Raw genomic sequence first — 15,453 nt, 5'->3', positions numbered from 1 at the left:
CCTGTACCGCAAACCGACACAGGTAGGCGAGGAGAGAATCCTAAGGTGTGCGAGAGAACTCTGGTTAAGGAACTCGGCAAAATGACCCCGTAACTTCGGGAGAAGGGGTGCTTTCTTAACGGAAAGCCGCAGTGAATAGGCCCAAGCGACTGTTTAGCAAAAACACAGCTCTCTGCGAAGCCGTAAGGCGAAGTATAGGGGGTGACACCTGCCCGGTGCTGGAAGGTTAAGGAGAGGGGTTAGCGTAAGCGAAGCTCTGAACTGAAGCCCCAGTAAACGGCGGCCGTAACTATAACGGTCCTAAGGTAGCGAAATTCCTTGTCGGGTAAGTTCCGACCCGCACGAAAGGTGTAACGATTTGGGCACTGTCTCAACCAGAGACTCGGTGAAATTATAGTACCTGTGAAGATGCAGGTTACCCGCGACAGGACGGAAAGACCCCGTGGAGCTTTACTGTAGCCTGATATTGAATTTTGGTACAGTTTGTACAGGATAGGTGGGAGCCTTTGAAACCGGAGCGCTAGCTTCGGTGGAGGCGCTGGTGGGATACCGCCCTGACTGTATTGAAATTCTAACCTACGGGTCTTATCGACCCGGGAGACAGTGTCAGGTGGGCAGTTTGACTGGGGCGGTCGCCTCCTAAAGTGTAACGGAGGCGCCCAAAGGTTCCCTCAGAATGGTTGGAAATCATTCGTAGAGTGCAAAGGCATAAGGGAGCTTGACTGCGAGACCTACAAGTCGAGCAGGGACGAAAGTCGGGCTTAGTGATCCGGTGGTTCCGCATGGAAGGGCCATCGCTCAACGGATAAAAGCTACCCCGGGGATAACAGGCTTATCTCCCCCAAGAGTCCACATCGACGGGGAGGTTTGGCACCTCGATGTCGGCTCATCGCATCCTGGGGCTGTAGTCGGTCCCAAGGGTTGGGCTGTTCGCCCATTAAAGCGGTACGCGAGCTGGGTTCAGAACGTCGTGAGACAGTTCGGTCCCTATCCGTCGTGGGCGTAGGAAATTTGAGAGGAGCTGTCCTTAGTACGAGAGGACCGGGATGGACGCACCGCTGGTGTACCAGTTGTTCTGCCAAGGGCATAGCTGGGTAGCTATGTGCGGAAGGGATAAGTGCTGAAAGCATCTAAGCATGAAGCCCCCCTCAAGATGAGATTTCCCATAGCGTAAGCTAGTAAGATCCCTGAAAGATGATCAGGTTGATAGGTTCGAGGTGGAAGCATGGTGACATGTGGAGCTGACGAATACTAATAGATCGAGGACTTAACCATATAATATGAAGCAATGTTATCTAGTTTTGAAAGAATATAAAAAACTTGTTGACTTTTGAGGTTAAATGAGTTATAATGATTCTTGTCTTAAATGAATACAGTCTGGTAATGATGGCAGAGAGGTCACACCCGTTCCCATACCGAACACGGAAGTTAAGCTCTCTAGCGCCGATGGTAGTTGGGACCTTGTCCCTGTGAGAGTAGGACGTTGCCAGGCAAAACGGAGGATTAGCTCAGCTGGGAGAGCACCTGCCTTACAAGCAGGGGGTCGGCGGTTCGATCCCGTCATCCTCCACCATATATGTCGGAGGGGTAGCGAAGTGGCTAAACGCGGCGGACTGTAAATCCGCTCCTTCGGGTTCGGCAGTTCGAATCTGCCCCCCTCCACCATTCTTAATTAATGGGCTATAGCCAAGCGGTAAGGCAACGGACTTTGACTCCGTCATGCGCTGGTTCGAATCCAGCTAGCCCAGCCATTAAGAGCCATTAGCTCAGTTGGTAGAGCATCTGACTTTTAATCAGAGGGTCGAAGGTTCGAGTCCTTCATGGCTCACCATTTTAACAAAATATGCGGGTGTGGCGGAATTGGCAGACGCACTAGACTTAGGATCTAGCGCCTTTGGCGTGGGGGTTCGACTCCCTTCACCCGCACTTTTAATAAAATAACTCATACATGTCTTGCGGAAGTAGTTCAGTGGTAGAATACAACCTTGCCAAGGTTGGGGTCGCGGGTTCGAATCCCGTCTTCCGCTCCAATTTTCAATATGACATGCCGGGGTGGCGGAACAGGCAGACGCACAGGACTTAAAATCCTGCGGTGGGTGACCACCGTGCGGGTTCGACCCCCGCCCTCGGCACCATATGCGCCCGTAGCTCAATTGGATAGAGCGTTTGACTACGGATCAAGAGGTTAGGGGTTCGACTCCTCTCGGGCGCGCTTTTAATAACGGGAAGTGGCTCAGCTTGGTAGAGCACCTGGTTTGGGACCAGGGGGTCGCAGGTTCAAATCCTGTCTTCCCGATATTCCCAAAAACATGGGGCCTTAGCTCAGCTGGGAGAGCGCCTGCCTTGCACGCAGGAGGTCAGCGGTTCGATCCCGCTAGGCTCCACTTTATTTATTATATGTCTCGGAGGTATACCCAAGTTCGGCTGAAGGGATCGGTCTTGAAAACCGACAGGCGGTGAGAATCGCGCGGGGGTTCGAATCCCTCTACCTCCTCCATTTTCTTTTAAAATGGTTTAGACATAAATAATAAAATATTTTTTCCTTCATGGAGGTATACCCAAGTTCGGCTGAAGGGATCGGTCTTGAAAACCGACAGGCGGCGAGAGTCGCGCGGGGGTTCGAATCCCTCTACCTCCTCCATTTTTTATAAAGTAAATATTTTATCATCGCGGGGTGGAGCAGCACGGTAGCTCGTCGGGCTCATAACCCGAAGGTCGCAGGTTCAAATCCTGTCCCCGCAACCAAATGGTCCCGTGGTGTAGTGGTTAACATGCCTGCCTGTCACGCAGGAGATCGCCGGTTCGACCCCGGTCGGGACCGCCATTTATGTTTGGCTCGGTAGCTCAGTCGGTAGAGCAGAGGACTGAAAATCCTCGTGTCGGCGGTTCGATTCCGTCCCGAGCCACCATTTTTTTATGCCGACTTAGCTCAATTGGTAGAGCAACTGACTTGTAATCAGTAGGTTGGGGGTTCAAGTCCTCTAGTCGGCATCCTTTAGGGGCATAGTTTAAAGGTAGAACTGAGGTCTCCAAAACCTCCAGTGTGGGTTCGATTCCTACTGCCCCTGTAAAGTATATGGGCCTATAGCTCAGCTGGTTAGAGCGCACGCCTGATAAGCGTGAGGTCGATGGTTCGAGTCCATTTAGGCCCACCATATATTATTCCGCAGTAGCTCAGTGGTAGAGCTATCGGCTGTTAACCGATCGGTCGTAGGTTCGAGTCCTACCTGCGGAGCCATGGCCCGTTGGTCAAGTGGTTAAGACACCGCCCTTTCACGGCGGTAACACGGGTTCGAATCCCGTACGGGTCATAAAAAAAGAGTCAGCATATTGCTGACTCTTTTTTATTGTGCGTTCATTCTCCTTTATCAACTGATTTTCCTGAAATAAATAAAGGGATTTAGGAAAAGCTATGGTATGTATAAAAAGGAGGAGATACAAATGACACGAGTGAGAGACTTGATGAGCACTCATATTGTACAGTGTACACCGTTAGACAATGTATATGAAGCTGCTGTAAAGATGAAAGAAGAATCGATTGGATTGATCCCGGTTGTTGAAAATGAACAAGTTGTTGGTCTTGTTACGGACCGAGATTTAGTTGTTCGAGGGATTGCTGAAAAACATCCTGGATCTAATAAAATTACAAATGTAATGACAAAAAACATTGTCTCAGTTTCTCCAGATGATCCTATTGAAAAGGCTACAGAGTTAATGGCACAGTATCAAATTAGACGATTGCCAGTAGTTGAGAGTGGTCAACTCGTTGGGATGTTAGCACTAGGAGATTTAGCTATAAAAGAATCGGCAGATGATCAAGCGGGATTTGCTTTAAGTGAAATATCAGAGCATACGGAATGAAGTGAGACTTTAATTAGTGTAATACGTTACGTATAAAAATCAGATACATTATTCTAGTATATAGGGTTAAGCTAATATGTTAGCATGATGTATCTGAGCCATTATATAATAAGTATACAGTTAGTAATTTCGACAGTTTATTTAAATTTGTCATTCCTAATTATAAATAAGAGAAAAAATGATATACTGATAGATATAAGTATTATGATTGATTTCGAATATAACAATATTTATTGTTAATGATGTGATAATGGATTAATATTTCCTATGTAGATAAAAGGGAAGGGGAATTATATGAAGGCTGTACAGCGCGATCCAAATTGGAATTTGGTTACAGATACATATATAGAACCAAATAATTTCGCTGAATTATTTTCTTTGCTTGTACCTTGTCATCCAAAAGGTGAAGGGAAAGAACGAACTATATTAGTGTGGAAAGAAAAAGAATTTTATAAAGAAGAAAATTTAGCGGCATTTATCGTATATGGAATGAATAAAGCAAAGAATTTACCGCAATTTCATAAAGACGAAATTCCAACTTTAGTACGTATTCTTCGCTTATGCCAAGAAATTGGTTGGTATGAAGAAGCGAATACTTTTATGGTAACTCAAGGGCTAGCTGAGTTTGTTCATACTTCATTGGAATATGAAACGTGGGATCTTTTGACGCAGGCGGTTGCTTTAAACTATTTAATAATTAAATATCGTATTGGTGAATTAACTGATGGAGATGTAGAAATTTGGGATAGAGTTAAATTTAATGAGAAATGTATAACAGACTGTAAACATTTATTATCCCATAAAGAAGTATTAGAATTTACATTTTTTTATATGTGTAAGAGAGCTAAGTCACTATCAAAAGAGCAATTAAATAGTGATATGATGAGTTTAGCGATGTATTGTAATACTTTTGTTTATGACTTATATACATATGATTTATTACGAAAGTATCGTAAGTGTACAGACTTTCTATCATATTATGGGCCTAGTCAAGCGGTGTTAGCTTGCCAAAGGGCTGTACTTTCTCAAATTTCAGATCGATTAGACCCACTCAAGACTACTCATGTAGATGATTATTTATATGTAATGAAAGATATGATGGAGCATATGACGATAGGGATAATGGATCGATATGATCATTTTATTGGAAAGTTATTATCATATGTGCCATTTTTTGAAATGATCCAAGTTCCACAACATGCATATTATTGTGAAGAATTATTGTATATTTGTAAGGGCATTAAATATAAAGAAGAAATATTACGCAATTATATATTTATACAATTACATGACTGTTTACCATCTTTCTTTAAACTGTTTCTTAAAAATAAGCGTTATGCAACGATTCATGATATTCTGTTCTATTGGTGTGATGATGAACAAAGAATGAGCTTAGAGAAAAAATATAATCTTAGCTTTATTTATGAAAAATATGCTTGTGGATAAAGAGCACTTTCTATATAAATTAAAAAGGATCTCAATTGTGAGATCCTTTTTTTATTAGTAAAGCAAGGAGAATATAATTAAGACGAGAAATAACATTCCATAAAGGAGAAATTGTGCCGTATAGCTTCCTTGTATACCAAAAAAAGTATTTGTTTTTTTGTATAAATTCAATATATATTTTATCGGATTATCTTTGAAAGATTGGTACACAGTGTCTCCTCTTTCTAAGCTTCTTGTTCGTGTTTTTTGTTATTAGGGACATGAATGTATCTAGCTATGAATAATAAAACAGCCATAAAAAATACGGGAAATACGGTAGATAAATAAAAACCATTACTAATAATATTTGTTATTAAAGCACTTAATAGAAAGATGGCATTATAAATATGGGCAATTTTTTGTTTTAGTTGAACTTGAAAAGCTTCCATCATAATTTCTAAAGCAACAAAAGCAATGATAATAGATAAAAATACAGTATTTGTATTATAAATTACTAAGCAACAGATTAAGCCTAAAAAGGCTAAGTATTCAATTAAGAGAGGTATATTGATATTGCGTGGCATACAATTTACCTAACTAAATATGGCAGTGGGTTTACTGCATTTGTTTTTTCAAAATTCCATTCTCCATTGTGTAATTCAAAATGAAGATGTTGCCCGTATGAATGACCTGTGTTTCCCATATGACCTACTAATTGTCCAGCTTGTACTTGATCACCAGCTTGTACAGTACGATCTTTCATGTGAGCATAGACTGTTGTATATAATTTCCCGTTTATTTGATGGGCGATGAACACAACATTGCCATAGCTAGCTGAATAATATGATTTCACGACTTTACCTGCCGCCGCAGCCTGGATAGAGACATTACCCTGAGCTGCGATATCTATACCATAATGCATTTGTTCCCAGCGCATATCAAATGTTGAGCTAATTTTTCCTTGAGTAGGGAATTTGAAAACGGCTGGAATGGAAGTAGGTTGAGCCGTTTGAGCTTGTGATTGCGTTTGATTTTGCACTACATAATGCTTTGCCACATATCCGTAGCCTGTGCCAAAACGAATTTTATACCAAGTTCCTACAGTTTCCACTACTTGTAATTGTGTACCATTTTGTAATGAACCAAGTAGTGCGCTACTTGTACTAGCATTGCTACGCACATTAAGTTTAGGTGTTGCAACTGTGTATTTCGTATTATTTTGAACTGTGATGCCTTTTACTAAAGGCTGTGAACCATTAGATACGAATGCCTTTTGTACGTAACCTGTTTTGCCATTATGTAAAATTTTATACCATTCACCTTGTTCTTCTTGAATAGTAACGAATTTCCCATTTGGTAATACATCTAAAATTGAAGATTCTAAATTAGGTTCAGAACGAACGTTTAATGCATTGGCATTGACGATATATTGATTATTAGATTGAAGTTTGTTTTTTAGTAGAATAGAATCTTTTTGTACGTAACCTACTTTATTATTAACAGATACTTTATACCAGCCATTAGTTGTTTCAAGTATATTCACTTTCGTATTAAAGCGAATTGTATCAATTGATGAGCTATTTGCGTTATCTTTTGTATGTAAGGCTACTTGATCGACTTTGACATATCCAGTTTTCACATTAGATAATTGTTCAGCGTTGGCTGTTTGTACATTTGTTTCTCCCATAGAAGGAAGTAAAGAAGCAATTGCGACAGTAGTTGCTGTTAAAGCAGTAGCTTTCATATTCATATAATAGAGACCTCCTCTAGTTGTATAGTTGTAATTTTATTATAGTATAAAGATATAATATAGTGGGTGTATTCACATAAATGTAATATGAAATCAATATAAAAATAAATTTTTTGAGGATAATGATTCCTTTTTATCCAATTCATTAGGATAATAATTTCTAAGATAGAATATAAGTATTATATGGTTTTGTTATTTTGTTGACAATTGAGAAAATTAAAACAGTTGATGATGTCTTATTACGGTGTTATACTGACAGTGATAATTTTATAGTTTGCTAGGAGAGCTGGTGTTGCCAGCTGAGAGTAAGACCTTAAGTCTTTGATCCTTTTTATTACCTGATCTAGATTATGCTAGCGTAGGGAAGCAATTCGGACACTAATAATGAGTCCCCGTTTCTTTGCGTATAGAAACGGGGCTTTTTTATTTGAAAATTTCATATTGAAACCACTAGGGGTGCTTGTTGTGCTGAGAGAGGAATAATCCTTAACCCTTACAGACCTGATCTAGATAATACTAGCGAAGGGAAGTGGAGCAACGAATAAATTATAATTTTATTTGCTGTAACCACTTCTTATTTAGAAGTGGTTTTTTATTTAGATATATAAATTGAAAGGGGATAGAGAAATGAAATTTTGCGATAGATTATTAGAAACTGTACAACCAGTTTGGGAGATGAGTCATAATCATCCATTTGTTGTAGGTATGGGGGATGGTACGTTAGAAAAGGATAAGTTTCAGTATTATATTATTCAAGATTATTTATACTTGTTAGATTATGCAAAGTTATATGCGATCGGTGTTGTAAAGGCAACAAATCCACAAGTTATGGGGAAATTTGCTGAACAAATTGATGGGATATTAAATGGAGAAATGACAATTCATAAACAGTATGCAAAAAGACTTGGAATTTCTATAGAGGAGATAGAGTCTGCAAAGCCATCTGCTAAAAATTTAGCTTATACAAATTACATGATGTCTGTATCTCAAAATGGCACACTTGCGGAATTAATAGCAGCACTTCTTCCATGTATGTGGAGCTACTGGGAGATTGGAAAGCGTTTAAATGATATTCCTGGAGCAAGAGATCATGAGTTCTTTGGTGAGTGGATTCAAGGCTATAGCTCTGAAGAATATGGCAACCTTTGTGTTTGGTTAATCGATTTATTAAATGAAATGGCAGTTGGAAAGTCTGAAAAAGAGCTAGATCGATTAGAGGAGATTTTCCTATATTCCAGTCGATTTGAATATTTATTCTGGGATATGTCCTACCGTAAGGAGATGTGGGGATTTGAGGAGCAAGAACATACTACAGTTTCATAATGTTTCTTTTCATTATGATGAGAAGCCAATCATTAATGAATTAAATGCTTCTATACAAGATAAAGAGTTTGTAAGCATTATCGGACCGAGTGGATGCGGGAAAAGTACTTTATTTCGCCTTATTACAGGTTTAGAAGAAGCGAGTACGGGACAGATAGAACTAACAGAAACAAAGAGCCATCCTGTAGGGTATATGCCCCAAAAAGATATGCTCCTGCCATGGAGAACGATTATTGAGAATGCGGCCCTGCCGCTAGAGTGCCAAGGTGTACAGAAGAAAGAAGCACAAATAAAGGCAAAGGAACTGTTACACAAATTTGGCTTACAAGGGTATGAGACAAAATATCCGAAAGATTTATCTGGTGGTATGAGGCAACGCGTATCTTTCATTCGAACTTTATTAACAGGCGGGGAGATATTGCTGTTAGATGAACCGTTTAGCGCGTTGGATGCTTTAACGAAGGCATCTTTACAGGAATGGTTGTTTGAACAATGGAAAGAGTGGGAAAAAACAATTTTATTTATCACTCATGATGTGGAAGAAGCATTGTTTCTTTCTAATCGAATTTTAGTGGTAGAGCAGCAACCGATAACTACTTTAACCGAGAGGATTGTACCGCTTGATCATAATCGGACAAGAAAAGATTTATATAAACCGGAAGTATTAGCGCTGAAAGATGAGCTTCTTAGTATGTTGCAAAGGCAGGTACTCGTATGATGAACCGGTTGAAGGAGCTATTACCTGCTCTTACACTTTCTAGTATTTTACTTGCTCTTTGGGAAGTAGGCGCAAGAATTGTAGATGAAATGTACATTTTACCGTCACCGTCTGCAATTGTAATGAAGATATGGAAACTAAAAGACATATTATTTACGGTTCATTTGCCAGCAACATTATATGTCGTTTTAATAGGGGTGGCTATTTCTATCGTACTTGGGGTAGGGCTAGCGATGTTAATGAATGCGAGTAATTGGATGGAGAGAGCATTTTATCCATTATTAGTTGCCTCACAAACGATTCCTATTACAGCGCTTGCTCCGCTTTTCGTTTTATGGTTTGGATATACGATCTGGAGTAAGGTTGTTGTTACAGTTTTAATTACGTTTTTCCCAATTGCGGTCAATACGTATGACGGGCTACGCAGTACGAAAAAAGAATGGGAAGAGCTTTTAGTTACGTACGGGGCAACGAAAAAAGATGTTTTTCTTAAATTAAAATTGCCGTCTGCTCTTCCTTATTTTTTCTCAGCTTTAAAAATTGCAGTACCGCTTAGTGTAATTGGGGCGGCAATTGGTGAATGGCTCGGTGCACAAGCGGGGCTAGGATATTTCAGTAAGAGAATGATGACGCAATTAGACGGGGCAGGTGTATTTGCACCCATTGTATTGTTATCATTATTAGCTATTTTCTTCGTCGTACTTATTTCGGTATTAGAAAAGAAATTCATTAGTTGGAGGAAGCATTCATGAAATTTTTAAAACGCATCTTTGTGCTTACATTATTAGTTGCAATGATTGCTGGATGTTCGAGTAATTCAGCATCAGATAAGAATAAAAATGAGAAAGAAATAACGGTCATGCTTGATTGGTACCCAAATGCGGTACATAGCTTTATTTATGCGGCAATTGAAAAAAGTTACTTTAAAGAAGAAGGAGTAAAGGTAAATATTAAATTCCCTTCTAATCCGACTGACCCATTAACGTTAGCAGCTGCAGGAAAAGTAACAGTTGGCTTATATTATCAGCCAGATGTTGTCATGGCAAAAGCAAATGAACAAATTCCAGTGAAATCAATTGGAGCCGTCGTACGTTCACCATTAAATCATGTTGTATCGCTGAAGTCTGCAGGCATTCAATCGCCAAAAGATTTAGAGGGTAAAACAGTTGGATATTCTGGAACACCTTTAAGTGAGATGTATTTAAAAACGATGGTAAAAGAAGCTGGTGGTAGTCCAGATACAGTGAAAGTAGTCGATGTTGGTTTTGATTTAGTACCAGCATTAATTACGAAAAAAGTGGATGCGGTAACAGGAGCATATATTAACCACGAAGTACCTGTTATGCGTCATGAAGGTCATGAACCAGCATACTTTAATCCAGCAGATTATGGTGTACCGAATTATCATGAGCTCGTATTTGTAACAGGTGATAAGACATTGAAAAAAGATAAAGAAGCTTTGCAAGCTTTCTTGCGTGGTACGAAAAAAGGCTATGATTTCATGAAGAAAAACCCAGATGAAGCATTGAATATTTTATTAAATCATCAAGAAAAAGAAAACTTCCCACTTGTGCCAGAAGTTGAAAAGGAAAGTATGAAAATTTTATTAGAGAAGATGGAAACGAAAGATGAGCCATTTTTATCAGATTCAAAAGAGTCATGGGAGAAACAAAATAAATGGTTGAAAGATAAAGGAATGACGAAAGAAATCGTTCCGGCCGATGAGTTATTCGAAAACATTTTAAAGTAGGCGAATGAATATGAAAAATGAGCTTCATGTAATCTCAAATGGTCACATGTCATTCGAAGAGTTAGTGAATGTAGCGATGCAAATTGAAAGTGAAATTGATTATTTGCATATTCGTGAGCGTGAGAAAAGTACGAAGGAATTGTATGAAGGTGTGGAAAGTCTTTTGAAGAAGGGCTTTCCAGCATCGAAAATAGTGATAAATGATCGAATTGATATTGCTATTTTATTAAATATTCCGCGAGTGCAGCTAGGATATCGAAGCGCAGATGTAAGGTCAGTGAAAGAAAAGTTTTCTTATTTGCATGTCGGTTATTCTGTGCATTCTTTAGAAGAGGCGATTGATGCATTTAAGAATGGCGCGGATTCACTCGTCTATGGTCATGTATTTCCGACAGATAGTAAAAAAGGTGTGCCAGCGAGAGGGCTTGAAGAAATTTCAGACATTGCAAAGTGTTTATCCATACCGATTACAGCAATTGGAGGAATCACTCCGGAAAACACTGGAGATGTTCTTACTAACGGCGTCAGTGGTATTGCTGTTATGTCTGGGATTATAAGTAGTAGTAATCCGTATAGCAAAGCGAAATCTTATAAGGAATCAATAAGAAAGTGGGCGGAAAAACATGTGTAAGAAGTATGATGTAGCGATAATTGGCGGTGGTGTAATTGGTAGTTCAGTTGCACATTTTCTAGCAGAAAGAGGCCATAAAGTAGCGATTGTAGAGAAGCAACAGATTGCATCTGAAGCCTCGAAAGCAGCCGCTGGTTTACTTGGGGTGCAGGCAGAATGGGATGAATATGACCCGCTATTTGAACTTGCTAGAGAAAGCCGTGCTATATTTCCACAACTTGCAGAAGTTTTACGCGAAAAAACAGGCATCGATATTGGGTATGAAGAGAAAGGCATTTATCGCATTGCTCAAAATGAAGATGAGAAGGAAAGAATTCTTCACATTATGGATTGGCAGCAGAAAACCGGTGAAGATTCTTACTTTCTAGCGGGAGATCGTTTGCGAGAGAAAGAGCCGTATTTATCTGAGTCAATTATAGGGGCTGTATATTATCCGAAAGATGGTCATGTTATTGCACCAGAGCTTACGAAAGCATTCGCACATTCCGCATCATTTTCGGGCGCTGATATATATGAACAGACAGAAGTGTTTGATATCCGTATTGAAAATAATAAAGTGACTGGAATTGTGACGAGTGAAGGCATGATCACTTGCGAGAAAGTTGTTATTGCGGGTGGCTCATGGAGCACGAAGTTACTAGGTTATTTTCACCGCGAATGGGGTACATATCCAGTTAAAGGAGAAGTAGTAGCGGTAAGAAGTAGAAAACCACTTTTAAAGGCGCCTATTTTCCAAGAAAGATTTTACATTGCACCAAAGCGCGGCGGACGTTACGTAATTGGAGCAACGATGAAGCCCCGTACATTCAATAAAACTGTGCAACCAGAGAGTATTACTTCTATATTAGAGCGCGCGTATACAATATTGCCAGCATTAAAAGAAGCGGAATGGGAAAGTACGTGGGCAGGATTAAGACCACAGTCGAATCATGAAGCTCCTTATATGGGAGAGCATGAAGAAATAAAAGGTTTATATGCTTGCACAGGCCATTATCGAAACGGCATTTTATTAAGTCCTGTTTCTGGTCAATATATGGCTGATTTAATAGAAGGAAAGCAGGAGAATCACTTGCTAGATTTATTGCTTTCTAAAACAGTTTAGAAAGGGGATGGAAGTTTGAATTTAAAAATTAATGGTAATCAAATTGAAGTGCCAGAGAGTGTGAAAACAGTAGCTGAGCTACTTACACATTTAGAGTTAGATAACAGAATTGTTGTAGTAGAGCGTAATAAAGATATTTTACAAAAAGATGATCATACAGATACATCTGTTTTTGATGGAGACCAAATTGAGATTGTAACTTTCGTAGGAGGCGGTTGATTATGTTAAACATTGGACCATTTTCATTTCATTCTAGACTTTTATTAGGAACAGGCAAATTCCCTGATTTTGATGTGCAGCAAAAGGCAATTGATGTATCTGAGGCAGAAATTTTAACGTTCGCAGTACGTCGTATGGATATATTTGATGCAAAGCAGCCTAATTTATTAGAGAAACTTGATGTGAAAAAATATACGTTATTACCGAATACAGCCGGAGCAAAAAATGCTGAAGAAGCTGTTCGTATTGCAAAATTAGCAAAAGCTTCAGGGCTTTGCGACATGATAAAGGTAGAAGTTATTGGTGATGATAGAACGTTATTACCTGATCCGGTAGAGACGTTAAAGGCATCTGAAATGTTACTAGAAGAAGGATTTATCGTACTTCCGTACACATCTGATGATGTTGTATTAGCACGTAAATTACAAGAACTTGGCGTGCATGCGATTATGCCAGGAGCATCTCCAATTGGATCAGGACTTGGTATTGTAAATCCATTGAATTTGAGCTTCATTATTGAACAAGCGACAGTACCAGTTATCGTTGATGCTGGTATCGGTAGCCCGGCTGATGCGGCATTTGCGATGGAATTAGGAGCAGATGGTGTGTTATTAAATACAGCTGTATCAGGAGCAAAAGATCCTATTAAAATGGCACAAGCAATGAAATTAAGTATTGAGGCAGGCCGTTTAGGCTTTGAAGCAGGTCGTATTGCACGTAAACGTTGTGCAACAGCGAGTAGTCCTTTAGAAGGAATGAGCGTAGTTGAATAATCGATATTCTCGCCAAGAATTATTTTCTCCGATTGGGGAAGAAGGCCAGCAAAAGATAAGAGAAAAGCATGTGCTCATTATCGGCGCAGGCGCACTAGGTAGTGCAAATGCAGAAATGTTTGTAAGAGCAGGTGTTGGCACAGTAACGATTGTTGACCGGGATTATGTCGATTGGAGTAATTTACAAAGGCAGCAATTGTATGCAGAGAGTGATGTGGAAAATAATCTTCCGAAAGCTGTAGCAGCGAAGAAGCGTCTAGAAGAGATTAATAGTGAAGTAAGAGTAGAAGCGCTCGTTCAAGATGTGACAGCTGAGGAATTAGAAGAGCTTGTTACAGATGTTGATGTAATGATTGATGCAACTGATAATTTCGAAACGCGTTTTATTGTGAATGATATAGCACAAAAATATGCTATTCCATGGATTTACGGAGCATGTGTAGGGAGTTACGGTCTTTCTTACACAATTCTTCCTAGTAAAACGCCATGTTTATCATGTTTATTACAATCGATTCCGCTTGGCGGTGCGACATGTGATACAGCTGGCATTATATCGCCCGCTGTATCTCTCGTCGTTTCTCATCAAGTAACGGAAGCTCTTAAACTATTAGTGGAAGATTACGAATCACTTCGAGAGGGACTTGTGTCGTTTGATGTATGGAAAAATGAATATTCATGTATGAATGTGCAAAAGCTTCGTAAACACAATTGTCCTTCGTGCGGAGAGAAGGCATTATATCCTTATTTAAATAAAGAAAACACATCGAAAACAGCAGTTTTATGCGGGAGAAATACAGTTCAAATTAGACCACCTCATAAAGAGGAAATGGATTTTGAACGATACAAAGGGCTGCTGAATGATCGTGTGAATGATTTAAACGTAAATCCATATTTATTATCATTTTCTGTGGAAGAAAAGAGATTAGTTGCTTTTAAAGATGGTCGTGTACTTGTACATGGAACGAAAGATATAAGCGAAGCAAAAACAATTTATCATCGCTATTTTGGATAGAAAAGGATGAGTGGGATGAAAGTAAATAAAGCTTTAACAATTGCAGGTTCTGATAGCGGAGGCGGTGCTGGAATCCAAGCAGATTTAAAAACATTCCAAGAGCTTGGTGTGTACGGAATGACGGCAATTACGGCAATTACTGCTCAAAATACGCTTGGCGTTCAAGGGGTATATCCAGTTCCATTAGAAGGTATTACGGAACAGTTGAATTCAATTGGTACGGATTTAACACCAGATGCTGTGAAATTAGGAATGTTATTTAGCAACGAAATTATTCAAATTGTAGCAGAACATATTAATAAATTTGGCTGGAATAATATTGTACTAGATCCTGTTATGATTGCTAAGGGCGGTGCATCATTATTACAACAAGAAGCAGTACAAGCGTTAAAAGAATATTTATTGCCAGTAGCAACAGTTGTAACGCCGAATGTTCCTGAGGCAGAAGTGTTAACGGGGCTAGAAATTCATAACATTGAAGATAGTAAAGAAGCTGCAAAAGTATTGCATGAATTAGGGGCGAAATATGTACTTATGAAGGGCGGACATGCAGAATATCAAGGTAATGAAGTAATTGATTTACTTTTTGATGGAGAAAAGTTTATTGAATTTAGAAGTGAACGAATTCCTTCAAAGCAAACGCATGGAAGCGGGTGTACATTTGCTTCAGCGGTTACAGCTGGACTTGCGAAAGGATACTCAATTGAAGAGGCAGTTCAAGAAGCAAAACAATTTATTAGTATAGCAATTGAAGAGCCGCTACATATTGGAAGTGGTCATGGACCGACGAATCATTTTGCATATAAATTGAATAAAGCACATGTATAAGTAGACAAAAGTCAGTTGTATAACTGGCTTTTTTTCTGTTTACTTTTTCTAGATACAAGAG

The 15,453-nt window shown here is 39.4% G+C and carries 14 protein-coding genes, 20 tRNA genes, 2 rRNA genes and 2 riboswitches (1 of these 38 running past the window's edge); of the genes, 34 read left to right on the top strand and 2 right to left on the bottom strand.

Annotated elements, in window-relative coordinates; genetic code table 11:
* The 24 genes from QCI73_RS23885 to QCI73_RS23770 all read left to right on the top strand — a co-directional run.
* Positions 1–1,275 (top strand): 23S ribosomal RNA (locus QCI73_RS23885); it begins 1,648 nt to the left of the window's first position.
* Between the two features lie 101 nt (positions 1,276–1,376).
* A 5S ribosomal RNA gene (gene rrf, locus QCI73_RS23880) occupies positions 1,377–1,492 on the top strand.
* A 5-nt stretch (positions 1,493–1,497) separates the two neighbouring features.
* Positions 1,498–1,573, top strand: a tRNA-Val gene (locus tag QCI73_RS23875).
* Between the two features lie 8 nt (positions 1,574–1,581).
* Positions 1,582–1,665 (top strand) — tRNA-Tyr (locus tag QCI73_RS23870).
* An 11-nt stretch (positions 1,666–1,676) separates the two neighbouring features.
* Positions 1,677–1,751, top strand: a tRNA-Gln gene (locus tag QCI73_RS23865).
* Between the two features lie 4 nt (positions 1,752–1,755).
* A tRNA-Lys gene (locus QCI73_RS23860) sits at positions 1,756–1,831 on the top strand.
* Positions 1,832–1,845: 14 nt separating this feature from the next.
* A tRNA-Leu gene (locus QCI73_RS23855) sits at positions 1,846–1,926 on the top strand.
* A gap of 29 nt (positions 1,927–1,955) precedes the next feature.
* Positions 1,956–2,030, top strand: a tRNA-Gly gene (locus tag QCI73_RS23850).
* A gap of 16 nt (positions 2,031–2,046) precedes the next feature.
* A tRNA-Leu gene (locus QCI73_RS23845) sits at positions 2,047–2,135 on the top strand.
* A gap of 3 nt (positions 2,136–2,138) precedes the next feature.
* Positions 2,139–2,212, top strand: a tRNA-Arg gene (locus QCI73_RS23840).
* 10 nt (positions 2,213–2,222) lie between these two features.
* Positions 2,223–2,296 (top strand) — tRNA-Pro (locus QCI73_RS23835).
* Between the two features lie 15 nt (positions 2,297–2,311).
* Positions 2,312–2,384, top strand: a tRNA-Ala gene (locus QCI73_RS23830).
* A gap of 20 nt (positions 2,385–2,404) precedes the next feature.
* A tRNA-Ser gene (locus QCI73_RS23825) sits at positions 2,405–2,497 on the top strand.
* A gap of 51 nt (positions 2,498–2,548) precedes the next feature.
* Positions 2,549–2,641: transfer RNA gene (locus tag QCI73_RS23820), tRNA-Ser, on the top strand.
* A 27-nt stretch (positions 2,642–2,668) separates the two neighbouring features.
* Positions 2,669–2,745: transfer RNA gene (locus QCI73_RS23815), tRNA-Met, on the top strand.
* A 3-nt stretch (positions 2,746–2,748) separates the two neighbouring features.
* Positions 2,749–2,824 (top strand) — tRNA-Asp (locus QCI73_RS23810).
* 9 nt (positions 2,825–2,833) lie between these two features.
* Positions 2,834–2,909, top strand: a tRNA-Phe gene (locus tag QCI73_RS23805).
* A 9-nt stretch (positions 2,910–2,918) separates the two neighbouring features.
* Positions 2,919–2,991: transfer RNA gene (locus QCI73_RS23800), tRNA-Thr, on the top strand.
* Between the two features lie 6 nt (positions 2,992–2,997).
* Positions 2,998–3,068, top strand: a tRNA-Trp gene (locus QCI73_RS23795).
* A 10-nt stretch (positions 3,069–3,078) separates the two neighbouring features.
* Positions 3,079–3,155: transfer RNA gene (locus tag QCI73_RS23790), tRNA-Ile, on the top strand.
* 8 nt (positions 3,156–3,163) lie between these two features.
* A tRNA-Asn gene (locus QCI73_RS23785) sits at positions 3,164–3,238 on the top strand.
* Position 3,239: 1 nt separating this feature from the next.
* A tRNA-Glu gene (locus QCI73_RS23780) sits at positions 3,240–3,311 on the top strand.
* Positions 3,312–3,441: 130 nt separating this feature from the next.
* Positions 3,442–3,861 carry a CBS domain-containing protein gene (locus tag QCI73_RS23775; RefSeq protein ID WP_000199015.1) on the top strand — a complete coding sequence of 140 codons (420 nt, stop codon included), beginning with the start codon at positions 3,442–3,444 and terminating at the stop codon, positions 3,859–3,861.
* Positions 3,862–4,155: 294 nt separating this feature from the next.
* The gene (locus QCI73_RS23770; protein WP_000648924.1) at positions 4,156–5,307 is read left to right on the top strand and encodes a DUF3965 domain-containing protein; all 1,152 of its coding nucleotides are present in this window, start codon (positions 4,156–4,158) and stop codon (positions 5,305–5,307) included.
* A gap of 224 nt (positions 5,308–5,531) precedes the next feature.
* Here QCI73_RS23770 and QCI73_RS23765 read toward each other — a convergent pair whose 3' ends face one another.
* Positions 5,532–5,870 carry a hypothetical protein gene (locus QCI73_RS23765; RefSeq protein ID WP_001137811.1) on the bottom strand — a complete coding sequence of 113 codons (339 nt, stop codon included), beginning with the start codon at positions 5,868–5,870 and terminating at the stop codon, positions 5,532–5,534.
* Between the two features lie 5 nt (positions 5,871–5,875).
* Positions 5,876–7,036 (bottom strand): SH3 domain-containing protein, encoded by a 1,161-nt coding sequence (locus tag QCI73_RS23760; protein WP_044790929.1) that lies wholly within the window; start codon positions 7,034–7,036, stop codon positions 5,876–5,878.
* 269 nt (positions 7,037–7,305) lie between these two features.
* Positions 7,306–7,418: riboswitch (TPP riboswitch) on the top strand.
* Between the two features lie 60 nt (positions 7,419–7,478).
* Positions 7,479–7,581, top strand: a riboswitch (TPP riboswitch).
* An 82-nt stretch (positions 7,582–7,663) separates the two neighbouring features.
* Between QCI73_RS23760 and tenA the strand changes: the two genes are divergently transcribed.
* The 10 genes from tenA to thiD are packed head-to-tail and all read left to right on the top strand — an operon-like array spanning position 7,664 to position 15,392.
* A complete protein-coding gene (tenA, locus tag QCI73_RS23755; RefSeq protein WP_000666831.1) occupies positions 7,664–8,359 on the top strand; it encodes a thiaminase II in 696 nt (231 codons plus the stop codon).
* Complete coding sequence (locus tag QCI73_RS23750) at positions 8,328–9,077, top strand: ABC transporter ATP-binding protein (RefSeq protein WP_001256806.1); 750 nt, start codon at positions 8,328–8,330, stop codon at positions 9,075–9,077. The genes tenA and QCI73_RS23750 overlap by 32 nt, the downstream gene beginning before the upstream one ends.
* Positions 9,077–9,829 carry an ABC transporter permease gene (locus QCI73_RS23745; protein WP_044790963.1) on the top strand — a complete coding sequence of 251 codons (753 nt, stop codon included), beginning with the start codon at positions 9,077–9,079 and terminating at the stop codon, positions 9,827–9,829. Before QCI73_RS23750 ends, QCI73_RS23745 begins: the two co-directional genes overlap by 1 nt.
* Complete coding sequence (locus tag QCI73_RS23740) at positions 9,826–10,827, top strand: ABC transporter substrate-binding protein (RefSeq protein ID WP_353823883.1); 1,002 nt, start codon at positions 9,826–9,828, stop codon at positions 10,825–10,827. Before QCI73_RS23745 ends, QCI73_RS23740 begins: the two co-directional genes overlap by 4 nt.
* A gap of 10 nt (positions 10,828–10,837) precedes the next feature.
* Positions 10,838–11,458, top strand: a complete 621-nt coding sequence (gene tenI, locus QCI73_RS23735; protein WP_353823882.1) for a thiazole tautomerase TenI — start codon at positions 10,838–10,840, stop codon at positions 11,456–11,458.
* Positions 11,451–12,560, top strand: coding sequence for a glycine oxidase ThiO (gene thiO, locus QCI73_RS23730; protein ID WP_327924386.1), 1,110 nt, complete (start codon positions 11,451–11,453; stop codon positions 12,558–12,560). The genes tenI and thiO overlap by 8 nt, the downstream gene beginning before the upstream one ends.
* Before the next feature lie 15 nt (positions 12,561–12,575).
* Positions 12,576–12,779 carry a sulfur carrier protein ThiS gene (thiS, locus tag QCI73_RS23725; RefSeq protein WP_001049505.1) on the top strand — a complete coding sequence of 68 codons (204 nt, stop codon included), beginning with the start codon at positions 12,576–12,578 and terminating at the stop codon, positions 12,777–12,779.
* Between the two features lie 2 nt (positions 12,780–12,781).
* Positions 12,782–13,552, top strand: coding sequence for a thiazole synthase (thiG, locus tag QCI73_RS23720; protein ID WP_000931981.1), 771 nt, complete (start codon positions 12,782–12,784; stop codon positions 13,550–13,552).
* Positions 13,545–14,564: a thiazole biosynthesis adenylyltransferase ThiF gene (gene thiF, locus QCI73_RS23715; protein ID WP_327924385.1), complete on the top strand. Its 1,020-nt coding sequence runs from the start codon at positions 13,545–13,547 to the stop codon at positions 14,562–14,564. Before thiG ends, thiF begins: the two co-directional genes overlap by 8 nt.
* Before the next feature lie 6 nt (positions 14,565–14,570).
* The gene (thiD, locus tag QCI73_RS23710; RefSeq protein WP_353823881.1) at positions 14,571–15,392 is read left to right on the top strand and encodes a bifunctional hydroxymethylpyrimidine kinase/phosphomethylpyrimidine kinase; all 822 of its coding nucleotides are present in this window, start codon (positions 14,571–14,573) and stop codon (positions 15,390–15,392) included.
* The last annotated feature ends 61 nt before the right edge of the window (positions 15,393–15,453 follow it).

Origin of the sequence: Bacillus cereus group sp. MG16 (genome assembly GCF_040459875.1) — a bacterium.
Lineage (GTDB): Bacteria > Bacillota > Bacilli > Bacillales > Bacillaceae_G > Bacillus_A > Bacillus_A paranthracis.
This window is presented reverse-complemented; position numbering and strand designations above follow the sequence as displayed.

Coding starts and splice junctions, on each gene's coding strand:
- QCI73_RS23775 (WP_000199015.1), top strand. CDS start 3,442: ATGACACGAGTGAGAGACTTGATGAGCACTCATATTGTACAGTGTACA.
- QCI73_RS23770 (WP_000648924.1), top strand. CDS start 4,156: ATGAAGGCTGTACAGCGCGATCCAAATTGGAATTTGGTTACAGATACA.
- QCI73_RS23765 (WP_001137811.1), bottom strand. CDS start 5,870: ATGCCACGCAATATCAATATACCTCTCTTAATTGAATACTTAGCCTTT.
- QCI73_RS23760 (WP_044790929.1), bottom strand. CDS start 7,036: ATGAATATGAAAGCTACTGCTTTAACAGCAACTACTGTCGCAATTGCT.
- tenA (WP_000666831.1), top strand. CDS start 7,664: ATGAAATTTTGCGATAGATTATTAGAAACTGTACAACCAGTTTGGGAG.
- QCI73_RS23745 (WP_044790963.1), top strand. CDS start 9,077: ATGAACCGGTTGAAGGAGCTATTACCTGCTCTTACACTTTCTAGTATT.
- QCI73_RS23740 (WP_353823883.1), top strand. CDS start 9,826: ATGAAATTTTTAAAACGCATCTTTGTGCTTACATTATTAGTTGCAATG.
- tenI (WP_353823882.1), top strand. CDS start 10,838: ATGAAAAATGAGCTTCATGTAATCTCAAATGGTCACATGTCATTCGAA.
- thiO (WP_327924386.1), top strand. CDS start 11,451: ATGTGTAAGAAGTATGATGTAGCGATAATTGGCGGTGGTGTAATTGGT.
- thiG (WP_000931981.1), top strand. CDS start 12,782: ATGTTAAACATTGGACCATTTTCATTTCATTCTAGACTTTTATTAGGA.
- thiD (WP_353823881.1), top strand. CDS start 14,571: ATGAGTGGGATGAAAGTAAATAAAGCTTTAACAATTGCAGGTTCTGAT.